The sequence below is a fragment of the Streptomyces sp. NPDC005775 genome (assembly GCF_042871565.1).
GTDB lineage: Bacteria > Actinomycetota > Actinomycetes > Streptomycetales > Streptomycetaceae > Streptomyces.
In genome coordinates, this window is record NZ_JBIAIU010000003.1 from 91,246 (window position 1) to 106,840 (window position 15,595).

Annotated in this window: 14 protein-coding genes and 1 riboswitch; of the genes, 6 read left to right on the plus strand and 8 right to left on the minus strand. The window is 70.4% G+C overall.

The genetic code is table 11. From position 1 onward, the window contains the following. The first annotated feature begins 171 nt into the window (after positions 1-171). The 5 genes from ACFYPA_RS07805 to ACFYPA_RS07825 all read left to right on the plus strand — a co-directional run bounded on the left by ACFYPA_RS07805 (position 172) and on the right by ACFYPA_RS07825 (position 5,397). Complete coding sequence (locus ACFYPA_RS07805) at positions 172-663, plus strand: Lrp/AsnC family transcriptional regulator (protein WP_326739069.1); 492 nt, start codon at positions 172-174, stop codon at positions 661-663. Then, positions 648-2,027 (plus strand): aspartate aminotransferase family protein, encoded by a 1,380-nt coding sequence (locus tag ACFYPA_RS07810; protein ID WP_359077640.1) that lies wholly within the window; start codon positions 648-650, stop codon positions 2,025-2,027. The genes ACFYPA_RS07805 and ACFYPA_RS07810 overlap by 16 nt, the downstream gene beginning before the upstream one ends. Positions 2,028-2,309: 282 nt before the next feature. Further along, positions 2,310-3,047: an ATP-binding cassette domain-containing protein gene (locus ACFYPA_RS07815; RefSeq protein WP_359077638.1), complete on the plus strand. Its 738-nt coding sequence runs from the start codon at positions 2,310-2,312 to the stop codon at positions 3,045-3,047. Continuing rightward, positions 3,029-4,210, plus strand: coding sequence for a hypothetical protein (locus tag ACFYPA_RS07820; protein ID WP_359077636.1), 1,182 nt, complete (start codon positions 3,029-3,031; stop codon positions 4,208-4,210). Before ACFYPA_RS07815 ends, ACFYPA_RS07820 begins: the two co-directional genes overlap by 19 nt. A gap of 68 nt (positions 4,211-4,278) precedes the next feature. Next, complete coding sequence (locus ACFYPA_RS07825) at positions 4,279-5,397, plus strand: Rossmann fold nucleotide-binding protein (RefSeq protein WP_359077831.1); 1,119 nt, start codon at positions 4,279-4,281, stop codon at positions 5,395-5,397. A 67-nt stretch (positions 5,398-5,464) separates the two neighbouring features. On the opposite strand, the gene ACFYPA_RS07830 is transcribed toward ACFYPA_RS07825, so the two are convergent. From ACFYPA_RS07830 to rlmN, 6 genes are all read right to left on the minus strand, one after another. Then, positions 5,465-6,169: a pyridoxamine 5'-phosphate oxidase family protein gene (locus tag ACFYPA_RS07830; protein ID WP_359077634.1), complete on the minus strand. Its 705-nt coding sequence runs from the start codon at positions 6,167-6,169 to the stop codon at positions 5,465-5,467. Next, positions 6,166-7,350, minus strand: a complete 1,185-nt coding sequence (locus ACFYPA_RS07835; RefSeq protein WP_359077632.1) for a globin domain-containing protein — start codon at positions 7,348-7,350, stop codon at positions 6,166-6,168. Before ACFYPA_RS07835 ends, ACFYPA_RS07830 begins: the two co-directional genes overlap by 4 nt. A 583-nt stretch (positions 7,351-7,933) precedes the next feature. Next, entirely contained in the window at positions 7,934-8,956 is a 1,023-nt protein-coding gene (locus ACFYPA_RS07840) for an ABC transporter ATP-binding protein (protein ID WP_359077630.1), read from the minus strand. A 2-nt stretch (positions 8,957-8,958) separates the two neighbouring features. After that, on the minus strand, positions 8,959-10,572 hold the full coding sequence (locus ACFYPA_RS07845) for an iron ABC transporter permease (RefSeq protein WP_359077829.1): 1,614 nt from the start codon (positions 10,570-10,572) through the stop codon (positions 8,959-8,961). An 86-nt stretch (positions 10,573-10,658) separates the two neighbouring features. Beyond that, positions 10,659-11,762: a thiamine ABC transporter substrate binding subunit gene (locus tag ACFYPA_RS07850; protein WP_389130508.1), complete on the minus strand. Its 1,104-nt coding sequence runs from the start codon at positions 11,760-11,762 to the stop codon at positions 10,659-10,661. Positions 11,763-11,843: 81 nt separating this feature from the next. After that, a riboswitch (TPP riboswitch) is annotated at positions 11,844-11,960 on the minus strand. Between the two features lie 54 nt (positions 11,961-12,014). Further along, complete coding sequence (gene rlmN / locus ACFYPA_RS07855) at positions 12,015-13,121, minus strand: 23S rRNA (adenine(2503)-C(2))-methyltransferase RlmN (RefSeq protein ID WP_359317147.1); 1,107 nt, start codon at positions 13,119-13,121, stop codon at positions 12,015-12,017. Positions 13,122-13,272: 151 nt separating this feature from the next. Between rlmN and ACFYPA_RS07860 the strand changes: the two genes are divergently transcribed. Beyond that, positions 13,273-13,803, plus strand: coding sequence for a hypothetical protein (locus tag ACFYPA_RS07860; protein WP_359077625.1), 531 nt, complete (start codon positions 13,273-13,275; stop codon positions 13,801-13,803). A 67-nt stretch (positions 13,804-13,870) separates the two neighbouring features. On the opposite strand, the gene ACFYPA_RS07865 is transcribed toward ACFYPA_RS07860, so the two are convergent. Then, the gene (locus ACFYPA_RS07865) at positions 13,871-14,956 is read right to left on the minus strand and encodes a phosphatidate cytidylyltransferase (protein WP_359317149.1); all 1,086 of its coding nucleotides are present in this window, start codon (positions 14,954-14,956) and stop codon (positions 13,871-13,873) included. Further along, the gene (gene frr / locus ACFYPA_RS07870; RefSeq protein WP_024488459.1) at positions 14,956-15,513 is read right to left on the minus strand and encodes a ribosome recycling factor; all 558 of its coding nucleotides are present in this window, start codon (positions 15,511-15,513) and stop codon (positions 14,956-14,958) included. The genes ACFYPA_RS07865 and frr overlap by 1 nt, the downstream gene beginning before the upstream one ends. Positions 15,514-15,595: the final 82 nt, after the last annotated feature.

A 15,595-nucleotide genomic window follows, 5' to 3' on the forward strand; every position in this document is an offset into this window, starting at 1 on the left:
CCTCCTGTCGACACGTCCAATGGGTGAGACGCCCAGCCTAGCCGCATGGGTAACGGTTTCGACATACCCACCTGCCGTGAACTTCGGATTCAGTGAGATCAGGGCCCCTTCACAACGAATTTCATCGATCGAGGGTTGCGAGACAGACGAGTCGCGGTGCAGAGTGGGGCTGTGGCCAGTCGCAGCGCAGACTCCAGGACCGGGAACGGATCGTCCCCAGCGGTCGATGCCGTGTCCCTCGCAATCATCGAGCAGCTCCAGGAGGACGGGCGTCGCCCGTACGCCGCGATCGGCAAGGCCGTGGGCCTCTCCGAGGCGGCCGTACGGCAGCGCGTCCAGAAGCTGCTCGACCAGGGCGTGATGCAGATCGTCGCCGTCACCGACCCGCTCACCGTGGGGTTCCGGCGGCAGGCGATGGTGGGGATCAACGTCGAGGGCGACCTCGACCCCGTCGCCGAAGCCCTGTCGGCCATGACCGAATGCGAGTACGTGGTGATGACCGCGGGCTCCTTCGACCTGATGGTGGAGATCGTCTGCGAGGACGACGACCACCTGCTGGAGACGATCAACAAACGCATCCGGGCCATTCCCGGTGTGCGCTCCACCGAGAGCTTCGTCTACCTCAAGCTCAAGAAGCAGACCTATATGTGGGGAACCCGATAGCCGTGAGCAAGGACCTCAGCCGGACCGCGTACGACCACCTGTGGATGCACTTCACCCGCATGTCGGACTACGAGAACGCAAGCGTTCCCACCATCGTGCGTGGCGAGGGCACCTACATCTTCGACGACAAGGGCAAGCGCTACCTCGACGGGCTGTCCGGCCTGTTCGTGGTCAACGCCGGCCACGGCCGTCACGAGCTCGCCGAGGCCGCGTACAAGCAGGCGCAGGAGCTGGCCTTCTTCCCGGTGTGGTCCTACGCCCACCCGAAGGCCGTCGAGCTGGCCGAGCGCCTCGCGCACCACGCCCCGGGCGACCTGAACAAGGTCTTCTTCACCACCGGTGGCGGCGAGGCCGTCGAGACCGCCTGGAAGCTGGCCAAGCAGTACTTCAAGCTCAAGGGCAAGCCGACCAAGTACAAGGTCATCTCGCGTGCGGTCGCCTATCACGGCACCCCGCAGGGCGCCCTGTCCATCACCGGCCTGCCGGCCCTCAAGGCCCCCTTCGAGCCGCTGGTCCCCGGCGCGCACAAGGTGCCGAACACCAACATCTACCGCGCCCCGCTCTTCGGCGACGACCCGGAGGCCTTCGGCCGCTGGGCCGCCGACCAGATCGAGCAGGAGATCCTCTTCGAGGGCGCGGACACCGTCGCGGCCGTCTTTCTGGAGCCCGTGCAGAACGCGGGAGGCTGCTTCCCGCCCCCGCCCGGCTACTTCCAGCGCGTCCGCGAGATCTGCGACAAGTACGACGTGCTGCTCGTCTCCGACGAGGTCATCTGCGCCTTCGGCCGCCTCGGCACGATGTTCGCCTGCGACAAGTTCGGCTACGTCCCGGACATGATCACCTGCGCCAAGGGCATGACCTCGGGCTACTCGCCGATCGGTGCCTGCATCATCTCGGACAAGCTCGCCGAGCCGTTCTACGAGGGCGACAACACCTTCCTGCACGGCTACACCTTCGGCGGCCACCCGGTGTCCGCGGCGGTCGGCCTCGCCAACCTCGACATCTTCGAGCGCGAGGGCCTCAACCAGCACGTCCTCGACAACGAGAACGCCTTCCTCACCACGCTGCAGAAGCTGCACGACCTGCCGATCGTCGGCGACGTCCGCGGCAACGGCTTCTTCTACGGCATCGAGCTGGTGAAGGACAAGGCCACCAAGGAGACGTTCAACGACGAGGAGACCGAGCGCGTCCTGTACGGCTTCCTCTCCAAGGCGCTGTACGACAACGGCCTGTACTGCCGGGCCGACGACCGGGGCGACCCGGTCGTCCAGCTCGCCCCGCCGCTGATCTCCGACCAGTCCACGTTCGACGAGATCGAGGGCATCCTGCGGTCCGTCCTGACGGAGGCGTGGACGAAGCTCTAGGTCCGGTCCGGTCCGGACCGGACCTCGGCACGCGGCCGAACGGCCCAACGGCCGACACCGGCTTGACCGCCGCTTGACCGTCCCGCGACGGCCCTCCAGCGGTCATTTCATACGGCCCACGCGGCCCGGATGCGCCCATTCGAGTGGGAAGAAGCGCACCCGGGCCGCGTGCTGTGCGCACACCGCGATCCGAATCCTTACGGTGCCGAGTGACCGATCGGCCCCGCCTTCGTTCCCCCGTACGGGGGAACGGGATATCTGATCTGAACCGAGGTGTACGCCATGGTGGCCCCGCCGGACAACGACGTGATCTGGGCGCGTTCCCTGCAGCACTCCCACAACGGCTCACCCGCGCTCGGCGGGGTCTCCCTGGGGATCCGCGACGGCGAGATCCTCGCGGTGACCGGCCCGCGCGGCAGCGGCAAGACGACGCTGCTGCACTGCCTCTCCGGTCAGCTCGTGCCCCAGCAGGGCGAGGTGTGGTTCAACAGCGTCCCCGTCCACACCATGGGCCCGCGACTGCGTGAACGGCTGCGCCGCGACAAGTTCGGCTGGATCGCCCCCGAACCCCAGCTCGTCCCGGAACTGACCACCTGGGAGAACACCGCCCTGCCACTGCTGCTCCGCGGCTGCTCGCACCGGGAGGCCAAAAAGGCCGCCATGGAGTGGCTGGAGCGCCTCGACATCGGCATGTGCGCTCGCAAGCGGCCGCACACCCTCCAGCAGAGCCAGCGGCAGCGGATCGCCGTGGCCCGCGCGCTGGCCGCCGCCCCCGCGGTGATCTTCGCCGACGAGCCGACCGCGACGCTCCACCGCACCGACCGCGCGCATGTGCTGCGCACCCTGACGAGCGCGGCCCGCTCGCACGGCATCACGGTGGTCCTCGCCACGCACGACGCGGAGATCGCCGCCCTCGCCGACCGCGTGGTGCCGCTGCTGGACGGACGCCGGGTCGCCACGGTCGCCCTGCCCGCCGAGGCCGATACGGAGGGCCGCGCGGCGTGCTCGCTCTCCGTCTAGCCCGCGGTTCCCACCCACTGGTCCTGATGCGGCGGCTGCTCGTCGCGGCCGCCTCCGCGGGGGTCGGCTTCCTCCTGCTGTGCACGCTCGGCTACGCATCCGGGCACCCGGCGCACTCCGCCGGTTCCGTACTGCGGCTGCTGTGGTGTTTCGTACCGCTGGCCGCGACGGTGCAGTTCGCGGTCGCGGTGGCGCGTACGGACCCGAGCACCCGCCCGCGCGCCGGACTGTCCGCCGTCGGCCTCGGACCGGTCCGGCTCAGCGTGCTCGCCGCGGTCTCCACCGCCGTCTCCTGCACCCTCGGCTCGATGGTGGCGCTGCTCTTCTTCCTCCACCTGCGCGGTGACCTGTCCGGCCTGCCGTTCGACGGCGCCGCGGCCCGCCTGCTCGGCGCCGACGCGCCGCTGCCCCTGGCGGCCGTCCTCCTCCTGCTGACGCTGGTGCCCCTGGCCGCCGCGACGGCGAGTGCCCTGGCCCTGCGGACCAGTCCGGTGCGGGCCGCGGCCGCGGAGGAGTCCGAGGGCCTGCTCCCGGAGGAGGAGACCCCGGCCCCGGCGGCACCACCGGCCGGGCTGCCGTGGGGCGTGGCGCTGACCGCGGCCGGACTCGCCGTCGAGGCGTACGCGAACCGCGGCGCGGCCGGCAGCCCCTTCCCGCTCCCGGGAAAGCTCGACTCCACACCGGCGTGGGTGCTCGTCGGATGGACTCTGACGGCGATCGGTCTGGCCACGGCCGGCCCGGGACTGACCTACCTGTGCGGGCGCCTGCTCCAGGCGGCGCGTCCCGGAGCCGTACGCCTGCTGGCGGGCCGGGTCCTCATGAACGAGGCGCGCCGCATCGGCCGGCCGCTGGGAGTCGTCTGCGCCGTCGTCTCCGCGGTCGTCGCCGCGTTCGCGTTGTACGGGACGGGGCCGCGTCCCTTCGGCCCGCTCACCGCGCTCGGCGCCGTGCTCGTCATCGGCTGCACGACCGCGACACTGCTGACCTCGGCGCTGGAGGCGAAGCAGGCCCGTGCCGAGACCGCCAGGGCACTGCTGCGGCTCGGCGCACCGGCCTCGGCGCTGCGCGCGGCGACGGCGCTGCGCGCGGCCGCACTGCTGCTCGTCTTCGCCCCGCTGACCTGGGCGATCGCCGAGCTGGCCGCGCTGCCGCTGACCGCCTGAACGGACTCCGGCCGGGGCAGCTCCCGGCCGGTCCGTAGCATGAGGGCGTGGAGAGCCCAGAGGTCAGCATGCCCGCACCCGGCCCCGAGATCGAGTCACTCGCCGAATTCGACGCGGCGGTCGCCGCCGGCTCACTGGCGGGCAGCCGCGTCCAGTCCGTCGACCTGACGGACCGCAGCACGGCGCTGCTGGCCGCGGACACGTCCGGCGCCGTGTTCCTCGGCTGCCGGATGGAACCCGCGGCGGCCGAGAAGGTGCGGGCGGACGGCGCGTTCGTCTTCCCGCCGATACCCGGCCTCCCCTTCGATCCTTACCGCGGCCTGCTCTACTCCCCCGGCACCCTCTACGACGGGCTGGCGCGAGGCGGTTACGACGCGACGCCCGACGCCCGCGCGTACCGCTGGTTCTGCCGCACCCGCTCGGACGGCGACGCCTTCGCCTCGATGCTGCGCGCGCTGCACGACGACGCGATCTCCGACGCGTTGGAAGAACTCCTCGTCGGGGCGCGGGTGGTCGGCGTGATGGGCGGCCACGCGACACCCCGGGGCAGCAGCCAGTACGCGGCGGCGGCCCGTCTCGGCAGGACCCTGGCCCGCAGCGGCCTGACGGTGGCCACCGGCGGCGGCCCGGGCGCGATGGAGGCGGCGAACCTCGGCGCGTACGCGGCCCCGCACCCCGACGCGATGCTGGACAAGGCCTGTGAACTCCTGGGCGAGGTCCCCTCCTTCACCCCGTCGGTCACCGACTGGGCGCTGGCGGCGTTCGCCGTACGGGAGCGCTGGCCGGACGGTGGCCGGTCCGTGTCGATCCCCACCTGGTTCTACGGCCACGAGCCGCCGAACCCGTTCGCCGGCAGCATCGCCAAGTACTTCGCCAACGCCCTGCGCGAGGACGGGCTGCTGGCGCGCTCGACCGCGGGCGTGATCTTCCTGCCGGGCGCGGCCGGCACCGTCCAGGAGATCTTCGACAGCACCACCCCGAACTACTACGGCTCACGCGGCGAGCCGTCGCCGATGGTGCTGGTCGGCCGGGACCACTGGACACGGGAACTGCCCGCCTGGCCACTGCTCCGGTCCCTCGCGGCGGGCCGGCCTATGGAAGCGCGCATCGCCCTCGTCGACACGGTGGAGGAAGCGGCCGACGCGCTCGCCCGGCTGTCCTCGACGCAGGGCACCGCAGGCGGGTGACGGCCGGTCGGTGCCGCGGTCGTGGAACCCGGGCGCTGATGCCACCGGCCGTCCACGACGGAGGGTTTCAGCGGTCGCGTGAGCCGATCAGCGGATGCGCGGCCGACGGGACGTGGGCAGGGTCGGACATGTCGGCGTTTCCCGGTGCCAGGTCCGGCATCGGGCCGGATGCCACGGCCTGCGCGGCCGGTTCGGGGAAGTAGTCGGCGTCCTTGGGGCGACTGCGCGCCAGTCCCAGGGGGCGGGGAGCGGGCTCGAGGTGGGGAATGTGTTTGGAACAGTGCACGTAGGCCTCGTGGAGGGTGATGTGCGTCCACAGCACGGGGAGCCGCCCCGGGGCGGTCTCGGCGGGTATCCAGGAGTGGGCGGCGCGCAGTTCCTGGTCACTGACGAGCTGGGCGGAGCCGTTGACGTGCAGTCCGATGTGGTCTCGGGCGAAGTCCATGAAGAGCAGACCGATGTGTGGGTTGTCGGTGATGTTGCCGGCGCTGGCCATGACGCCGTTCCCGCGGTACTCGGGGTAGGCCAGGGTGCGGTCGTCCAGCACGGAGACGAATCCGGGAGGGCCGGCGCGGAAGGTGGCGTCGCAGTGGCCACGGGCGTCGGCGGTGGAGAGGAAGACCATGGACTGGCGGCCGATGAAGTCACGCATGGCTGCGGTGAGGTGCGGGTGGACCTGCCGGTCGTAGAAGGCGTCGGCGCGTTCGCTGGTGCCCAGATGGGCCTGCAGCAGGCGCTCCCCGTGCGAAGGCGTGGCGTCGTGGCGGGTCACGGCTGGTCGATCTCCTGATGGGGTCGGAGCGGAGTGAGGGGGGCGGTGAGAACGGGGGTGTCGAGCGGGTCGTGGTGGATGCGGGCCTGGGGGGTGCCCTGCTGCAGGAGGGTGCGCACGGCCGTGGTGACCATGTCGGGCGGACCGCAAAGGAAGGCTTCGTGCCGGTACCAGGGGCCGAACTCGCGCAGCACCTGCGGGAGTGTGCCCTGCTGGCCGGGGATGTGCTCGTGCGAGACGGCCGCCCTGACTGTCAGCCAGTAGTGACGCTGGGCCAGACGCAGCATGTCGTCGAGCCCGTACAGCTCCTGAGCGGTGCGTGCTCCGACGAACAACTCCACATAACGCCGCATGTCCAGGGCGGCGGCTTCCTCGATCAGGGCGCGGATCGGCGCGAGGCCGGTCCCGCCGGCCACCAGCAACAGGTCGCGGTCGCCTGCCGCGGCAAGGGTCATCTCGCCCTGGGGCGGACCGAGCCGCACCCGGTGTCCGGCGGCGGCGTGGTGAACCAGCGCGTTGCTGACCTGCCCCCCGTGGACGGCCCGGACGTGGAACGTCAGCGCGTTGTCCGTGCGCGGCGGGTGAGCGGGGGAATAGTGCCGCCAGGTACGGGGGTACCAGGGGGTCTCCATGCTCACGTACTGTCCGGCGGTGTACGGGTAGGGCAGGTCGGTCTGCACGGTGATCTCGGCGATGCCGTTGCCGCGGTATTCGTGGCGGATGATCTGCGCTTCCCAGGCAGCCGGGCGCAGGCGCGTGTCGTCCTCGGCTGCTGCGGTCATCACTTGGGCGGCGACGGTGTAGGCACGGCTCCAGGCTGCGGCGGTCTCGGCGTTCCACGCGGTTCCCGCGTAGCGGGCCAGGGAGGCCAGCAGACAGTCGCCCACTGCCGGGTAGTGGGCGTCCAGGGCTCCGAACTTACGGTGGTCCCGGCCCAGCCGGGAGCAGAACCGCACAAGGTTGTCGACGTCGTCGACCAGATCGATGATGCGCAGCAGTCCGCGCAGCAGCCGGTCACGCTGGACGTCCATGTTGTCGGGGAACAACCCCCGCACTTCGGGGTGCCGGGTGAAGAGGATGGCGTAGAAGTAGACGGTCATCTCCGTGGCCTGGGGTGCGACCACCGCCAGACTCGTACGTACCAGGGAGATCTCCCGGTCTGTCAGCGGAGCCGCTGTCACGATCTGCCCCCGGAGAGCGCGAGGGGCAGGCGCGTCCTCACGCGTCGGGCGGCAACGGGATGGGGATGGCGATGAGCGGGTGGCGCACATGGTGAAGGGGTCACCAGGTGTACTGGATGCGCTGGCAAGTAGAAGTTCGCAATCGTAGATGGACGTTCCACGTCAGTCGGGTTCAGAACAGTGAAAGTGTGTTCGCCTGACGAGCCATTGTGCACAGGCTGCCGGGACCGGACCCACCCATGGGGTCTGCCCCCGATCCTCGAACAAACACAATCCCGTGGAAAACGGCGTCCCACGACCGTCCGCACCTACGAGTGCGAGGCGTGGTCGTGGAACGTCCCCAGAGCTCCGACCTGCTTGATGATGCCCTCGGAGGGACACCGGCAGCTCGCAAACGAGCGTGACGGGGAGATTCGGTAAGCAAACCCGCGAGATCACGTGAACGCACGTCCACTGCGCGCACGATGGCGCGGCGCGCTCGCGAGAGACGTCCCGGGCGGCGGCCCAGTCCTGACGGCCGCAGCCGCCCGGGGCCGGTTCCGTCGCGCCGGCGCGGACGCGGAGCGAGCCAGGAGAGGCCCGTTCACACGACGGGCAGCACGACGCTCTCCGCCGAGGCGAACGTGACGCCGACCCGCGCGCCCTCGTCCGGAGTGCTGTTCAGCGCGCACTCCGCGTCCAGGACGGGGCCGACCTCCGGGTGCAGCTTCACCGCGACGTGGTTGCCGCGGAAGGTGCGCGCGCCCACAGTGCAGCGCAGGCCGTCCTGCGGAGCACCGATCAGGACCCCGGCCGGTCGCACCAGCAGATCGCACGCCCCCTGCGGCGACCCCGCCGGCACCGGCACCTTGCCCCAGTCCGTCGCCGCGGCCTCGCCGGTCACCATCGCCTCCACCACGTTGTCGAAACCGAGGAAGCGGGCGACGAAGGCGGAGGCGGGACGCTGCCAGACCTCCAGGGGTGTGCCCACCTGCGCGATGTGGCCGTCGCGCATCACGACGACGCGGTCGGCGAGCGCGAAGGCCTCGCCCTGGTCGTGGGTGACGGCGAGCACCGTCGTACCCAGCCGGGCGAAGAGCGTGCGCAGTTCGACGACGAGGCGTTCGCGCAGACTGCGGTCCAGCTGGCCGAGCGGCTCGTCCAGCATCAGCAGCTTGGGCCGGGGGGCGAGGGCCCGGGCGAGGGCGACGCGCTGCTGTTCGCCGCCCGACAGCGCGGCGACGGCCCGTCGTTCGGCGCCGGGGAGGCCCACCATGTCGAGGAGTTCGGCGACCCGGCGGTCCTGCTCGGCCCGTTTCACACCGTGCATCCGCAGGCCGAAGGCGACGTTGGCACCGACATCGCGGTGCGGGAACAGCTGGTGGTCCTGGAACATCAGGCCGAGGCCGCGCCGGTGGACCGGCACACCGCTCTGGTCCGCGCCGTCGAGCAGCACTCGTCCGCCGTCGGCCTCCTGGAGTCCTGCCACCACCCGCAGCAGGGTGGACTTCCCACTGCCGCTCGGTCCGAGGACGCAGACGATCTCGTGCTCGGCCACCTCCAGGTCCACCGCGTCGAGCGCGGCACGTTCGCCGAAGCGCACGGTGGCCGATTCCAGTGTCAGCATCTCTAGAACTCCCCGGATCGGTCCGTGCGGATACGTTCGAGCAGCAGCAGCGACACTGCGCACACGAGCATCAGGATGGTGCTGAGGGCCATCGCCTGGCCGTAGTTGAGTTCGCCGGACCGTCCCAGCAGCCTGGCGACGGCCACCGGTAGCGTCGGGTTGTCGGGCCGCGCGATGAACACGGTCGCCCCGAACTCACCCAGCGACACGGCGAAGGCGAATCCGGCGGCGACCAGCAGCGCCCGCCGCACCAGCGGCAGGTCCACCTCGCGCCAGGCCCGCAGCGGCGAGGCGCCCAGCACCGCGGCGGCTTCGCGCAGCCGCCCGTCCACCGCCCTGAGGACCGGCAGCATGGTGCGTACGACGAAGGGCACACCGACGAGCGCCTGGGCGAGCGGCACCAGGATCCAGGAGGTGCGCAGATCCAGCGGCGGCTCGTCGAGGGTGATCAGGAAGCCGAAGCCGACGGTGACGGCGGAGACGCCGAGCGGCAGCATCAGCAGCGCGTCGAACCCGCGGACGAGCCGGCCCGCCTTCCTGGTCAGGGCGGCTGCCGCGAGTCCCCCGACGACCAGGGCGATGAGGGTCGCGACCAGGGCGTAGCGCAGCGAGTTCCCGATCGCTTCGATCGGCGCGACCAGGAACGTACCGCTGTTGGCCTCCGCCGAACCGAGTGCGCGGTAGTACGCGAATCCGTGCCCGCCGGACACATCGAGCGACCGCTCCACCAGGACGGCGAGCGGCAGCAGGATCAGCACGAGCACGGTCAGCAGCACCCCGCCGAGCAGCGTCCACTGTCCCGCGCCGCGCGGCTTGCGGGCCGTCTGCGCCGGGTCGACGAGTTTCAGCGCGGTCTCCCTGCGCCGCACGGTCCACGCGTGCACCGCGAGTACGGCGCCGACCGCGACGAACTGGACCAGGGTGAGCACTGCGGCCGTGGGCAGGTCGAGCAGTTGCGCGGTCTGCCGGTAGATCTCCACCTCCAGCGTGGAGAAGCCCGGTCCGCCGAGGATCTGTACGACACCGAAGGAGGTGAAGGTGAAGAGGAAGACCATCAGCGCCGCGGCCGCCACGGCGGGCCCGAGGGCGGGGAGGGTGACACGCCGCCAGGCGGCGAACCGCCCGGCGCCCAGGACCCGCGCGGCCTCCTCCTGCCGCGGGTCGAGCTGCGCCCAGAGTCCGCCGACGGTGCGCACGACGACGGCGTAGTTGAAGAAGACATGGGCGAGCAGGATCGCCCACACCGTGGTGTCGAGCCGTACACCCCACAGCTCGTCGAGGAAGCCACCGCGGCCGAGCAGCGCGAGGAACGCGGTACCGACGACCACGGTCGGCAGGACGAACGGCACGGTGACGACGGCCCGCAGCAGTTGTTTGCCGGGGAAGTCGAACCGGGCGAAGACATAGGCACCCGGCAGCGCGATCAGCAGGGTCAACGCGGTCGAGGCAAGGGCCTGCCAGAGCGTGAACCAGAGGACATCCTGGATGTCCGGCCGGCTCAGCACCTCGCCGAACCGTCCGAACTGCCACACGCCGTCGGCCTTGAGCCCGCGCCCCACGATCGCGACGACGGGGTAGGCGAAGAACAACGCGAAGAACACCACGGGCACGGCCATCAGGCCGAGCCGCACCGCGCCCCCGCGCAGCGACCGGGCGCGCGCGGCCCTCCCGCGCGCGCCCGGTCCGCGTACGGGAGTCTTCGCTACTTCACTACGAGCGAGGACCATGACTGGACCCACTGCTCACGGTTCTTGGCGATCTCGTCCGGGGCGACGGTCGTCGGCTTGTCGACGGTGGCACCGAACTTCGTGAAGAGGTCCGGTACCTTCGCGCCCTTCGTCACGGGGCTGACGAACATGTTGAGCGGCATGTCCTCCTGGAACTTCTTGCCGATCAGGAAGTCCAGCAGGGCCTTGCCGCCCGCCTCGTTCTTCGCTCCGTCGAGCAGACCGGCGAACTCGATCTGGCGGAAGCACGTCCCGGTGGCGACACCGGTCGGCGCGGTCTTCGGCTGCGGGTCCGCGTACAGCACCTCGACGGGCGGACTGGAGGCGTAACTGACGACGAGCGGCCGGTCGGCCTTGGCCTTCTTGCCGCCGGCGGAGCCGGAGAACTCCTCGTTGTACGCCTGCTCCCAGCCGTCGACGACCTTGACCCCGTTGCTCTTCAGCTTCTTCCAGTAGTCCTGGTAGCCGTCCTCGCCGTACGTGGCGACGGTGCCGAGGAGGAAGCCGAGGCCCGGCGAGGAGGTCGCCGCGTTCTCGGTGACGAGCAGGTTCTTGTACGCGGGCTTCGCCAGGTCGTCGAAGGACCGCGGCGGAGCGAGCTTCCTGTCGGCGAAGTACTTCTTGTCGTAGTTGACGCAGATGTCACCGGTGTCGATGGGGGTGACCCGGTGCTTGGCGGCGTCCAGCTGGACATCGGGGGGGACCTGGTCGAGGCCCTTCGCCTCGTACGGCGTGAACAGGCCGTTGTCGAGGGCGCGCGAGAGCAGGGTGTTGTCGACGCCGAAGAACACGTCGCCGCGGGGCGAGCCCTTGGTCAGGATCTCCTGGTTGAGGGCGGCGCCCGCGTCGCCGCTCTTCAGCACCTTGACCGTGTAGCCGGTCTCCTTGGTGAACTCCTTCAGCACGCCCTTGGAGGCGTTGAAGGAGTCGTGGCTGACGAGGGTGACGGTCTTGGAGCCGGAACTGCCGGTGCTTCCGGAACCGGACGCCGAGTCGTCGGAACTTCCGCATCCGGCGAGCGCGCTCGCGCCGAGCGCGGCGGCGACGGCCGTCACCGCGATCTTCTTGGTGGTGCTCATGTGATTCCTCCTGGGGGTGACCAGGAAGAGACGCGGCCCTGCCCGCACCGGCGGAGACCGGAAGCGGGCAGGGCGCAACAGCTTGAGTAAGGTCCGAACTTCCTACCCGGAATGACCCGGGCGAGGTTCAGAGGGTCTGCGGCCAACCTGTCCTTGGTGCCGCACTCTCAGCGCTGTGGCGCTCCCCTGTCGGAATATGAAGTTGAATTCGAGCCCAGGCTACACGGCCGTTTCCGGCCGTGAGCGCGGCCGTCAGCGCTCGGACGCCGCCAGCTGTCCGCAGGCCCCGTCGATCTCCTGACCCCGGGTGTCGCGGACGGTCACCGGCACCCCGTGGGCGGCGATGGCCTCGACGAACGCCTTCTCGTCCTCGGGCCGCGAGGCCGTCCACTTCGAGCCGGGCGTCGGGTTCAGCGGGATCAGGTTGACGTGCACCCGCTTGCCCTTGAGCAGCCGGCCCAGCCGGTCGCCCCGCCAGGCCTGGTCGTTGATGTCGCGGATCAGCGCGTACTCGATGGAGATGCGGCGTCCGGACTTCTCCGCGTACTCCCACGCGGCGTCCAGTACCTCGCGCACCTTCCACCGGGTGTTCACCGGCACGAGGGTGTCGCGCAGCTCATCGTCCGGGGCGTGCAGCGAAACGGCGAGACGGCACTTGAAGCCCTCGTCGGCGAAGCGCAGCATCGCGGGGACGAGACCCACGGTGGAGACGGTGATCCCGCGCTGCGAGAGCCCGAGGCCGTCCGGCTCCGGGTCGGTCAGCCGGCGGATGGCGCCGACGACGCGGTTGTAGTTGGCGAGCGGCTCGCCCATACCCATGAAGACGATGTTGGAGAGCCGGGCCGGTCCGCCCGGAACGTCGCCGTCGCGCAGCGCCCGCATGCCGTCCACGATCTGGTGGACGATCTCGGCGGTGGAGAGGTTGCGGTCGAGACCGGCCTGTCCGGTGGCGCAGAACGGGCAGTTCATGCCGCAGCCGGCCTGCGAGGAGATGCACATCGTGACGCGCTCGGGGTACCGCATCAGGACGGACTCGACCAGCGTCCCGTCGTGCAGCTTCCACAGCGTCTTGCGGGTCGTGTCGTCGTCGCAGCTGATGTGGCGGACCACGGACATGAGGTCCGGGAACATCGCCTCGGCGAGCTTGCCCCGCGACGCGGCCGGGATGTTGGTCCACTCCGCCGGGTCGTGCGCGTACCGCGCGAAGTAGTGCTGCGAGAGCTGCTGGGCGCGGAACGGCTTCTCGCCGATCGCGGCGACTGCTTCCTTGCGCTCGGCGGGCGTGAGGTCGGCGAGGTGCCGCGGGGGCTTCTTGGCTCCGCGGGGCGCGACGAAAGTGAGTTCTCCGGGCTTAGGCATGGTTCTTCCAGTGTCGCAGACGCGCGGCGGTGCCCCCGCTCGTCACCCGGGACGGCCCCGGCGCGGGCTGCCGTGGCCCTGATGGTCCGGGGCGAACGGGGTATCCGGGACATGACAGGGACATCCGTCGACGTCGCAGGAGGTACGTGCTGTGCACACCGTGAAGCACTGGTTCAGTGACAGTCTGATGGCGCAGGGACTGGTGGTCCTCGTGCTGGGCGTGGGCCTCGGCGCCCTCTTCCGCGGGGACGCGCATCCGGGCTTATGGGTGATCCAGGGCCTGTTCTACACCGTGGTGGTCATGGGGGCCCTGGCCTTTCAGCGCCGTAGGACCAGCCGCGCGACCGGCGCCGACACCCGTACCATCGCCGGCCTGACCCGCAAGATCCGGCACCGCGAGGTGCCGCGGGATCCCGAGGAGCGGGCGGTGATGCGGCGGCTGGTCGACGATCAGTTGGGGAAGATCGAGCGCGGAGGCCGGTGGCTGCCGTACTGGCTGGGCTTCATGGGACTGGCCGCGGTCGGCCTGGTCGTCCTGGGGGCCACGACCGACGGCTCGCTGGTCTTCCCCCTGGTCTTCGCGGTGGGTGTCGTCGCGTTCTGCTTCTGGATCCTGTGGATGCGCCGCCGGGCCCTGGAGCTCCATCACCACATGCGCTCTGCCCTTCGCGACCGTGCCTGACATCACATGCGTGAGGGCCCCTCGTCCGCGGACGAGGGGCCCTCACGCGTGTGCATGCCCGCGTCGCTCAGCCGGAGCCGACGAAAATGACCAGCAGCAGCCAGGCGACCGGTGCGGTCGGCAGCAGGGAGTCCAGCCGGTCCATGATCCCGCCGTGCCCGGGGAGCAGCGTTCCCATGTCCTTGATCCCGAGATCCCGCTTGATCATGGACTCGCCCAGGTCGCCGAGGGTGGCGCTGGCGGCGACCGCGAGGCCGAGCAGCAGTCCCTGCCACCACGCACCGTCGTCGATCAGGAACTGCATGCAGAGCGCACCGGCCACCATCGCGAAGGCCACGGCACCGAACAGGCCCTCGCGGGTCTTGCCGGGGCTGATGCGCGGGGCGAGCTTGTGCTTGCCGAAGCGCCAGCCGACGGCGTACGCGCCCGTGTCGCTGACGACCGTCAACAGCAGGAAGGTCAGGACACGCTGCGGTCCGTCGTCGGCGGTCAGGAGCATGGCGACGAAGGTCGCGAGGAACGGCACGTAGAACGCGGCGAAGACGCCGGCCGTGACGTCCTTGAGGTAGCCCTCCGGCTGCTCGGTCATCCGCCAGACGAGCACCGCCAAGGCGGTGAGGGCCATGGCGATCCAAGCGCCCTCCGCGCCCCGTGCGTAACCGGCCACGACCATGGCCGCGCCACCGATCGCGAGCGGTACGAGGGGCGCCTTGATGCCCTTGCGCTCCTCCAGCCGGGAGGTGAGCTCCCACAGGCCCACGACGACGGCGACCACGATCACACCGACGAAGACGGCCTTGACGATGAAGAGCGAGGCGACGACGACGGCACCGAGCCCGACGCCGACCCCTATGGCGGCGCCCAGATCACGGCCCGCACGTTTCTTCTGCGGAGGTGGCGGCGCGGTGGACATGGGCTCCTGCGGCTTCTCGTCACGGAACAGGGGGCCGCCGCTCAGGCGTCCGGCCCCCTGGTCCCGGTCATCACGGTCGTCAGCGTCTCTACCTGCGTCGGGAACGTCCGGCACGATGGGCATGGGCCGAGTCTGCTGGGCGTCATGCACATCGTATGCAGGACCCGCCGGAGCGGCCCGCATCTCGGGCGCAGCCCGGTGGCCGGCGCCCTGCGGGACGCCCCAGGAGGAGTCGTTCATCAGACTTCGAGCAGCTCGGCTTCCTTGTGCTTCAGCAGCTCGTCCACCTGCGCGACGTACTTCGCGGTGGTGTCGTCGAGCTCCTTCTCGGCGCGGCGCACCTCGTCCTCGCCGGACTCCTTGTCCTTGACCAGCTTGTCGAGCGTCTCCTTGGCCTTGCGGCGGACGGCCCGGATCGAGATCTTGGAGTCCTCGGCCTTGGTCTTCGCGACCTTGATGTAGTCGCGACGGCGCTCTTCGGTGAGGTCGGGGAAGTTCACCCGGATGATATTGCCGTCGTTGCTCGGGTTGACGCCGAGGTCCGAGTCGCGGATGGCCTGCTCGATGTTGCGCAGCGCGGTCTTGTCGAACGGCGTCACGACGGCCATACGGGGCTCGGGCACCGAGAACGAGGCCAGCTGGTTGATCGGGGTCAGCGCGCCGTAGTAGTCCGCGACGATCTTGTTGAACATCGCCGGGTGCGCACGGCCGGTGCGGATCGCGGCGAAGTCCTCTTTCGCGACGACGACGGCCTTCTCCATCTTCTCCTCGGCCTCGAGGAGGGTTTCTTCGATCACCACGTGCTCCTGCGTGTCTTGAGTGGGCCCTGCGTGCTCGAGCCCGGCGGGTCCTGCGTCGCGTCCTCACCTGCACGGTGTC

Bases quoted from the DNA above. Each gene is read 5' to 3' on its own strand.
- rlmN (WP_359317147.1), bottom strand. From the start codon at position 13,121: ATGCCTAAGCCCGGAGAACTCACTTTCGTCGCGCCCCGCGGAGCCAAG.
- ACFYPA_RS07865 (WP_359317149.1), bottom strand. From the start codon at position 14,956: ATGAACGACTCCTCCTGGGGCGTCCCGCAGGGCGCCGGCCACCGGGCT.
- ACFYPA_RS07815 (WP_359077638.1), top strand. From the start codon at position 2,310: ATGGTGGCCCCGCCGGACAACGACGTGATCTGGGCGCGTTCCCTGCAG.
- ACFYPA_RS07850 (WP_389130508.1), bottom strand. From the start codon at position 11,762: ATGAGCACCACCAAGAAGATCGCGGTGACGGCCGTCGCCGCCGCGCTC.
- ACFYPA_RS07840 (WP_359077630.1), bottom strand. From the start codon at position 8,956: ATGCTGACACTGGAATCGGCCACCGTGCGCTTCGGCGAACGTGCCGCG.
- ACFYPA_RS07825 (WP_359077831.1), top strand. From the start codon at position 4,279: ATGCCCGCACCCGGCCCCGAGATCGAGTCACTCGCCGAATTCGACGCG.
- ACFYPA_RS07845 (WP_359077829.1), bottom strand. From the start codon at position 10,572: ATGGCCGTGCCCGTGGTGTTCTTCGCGTTGTTCTTCGCCTACCCCGTC.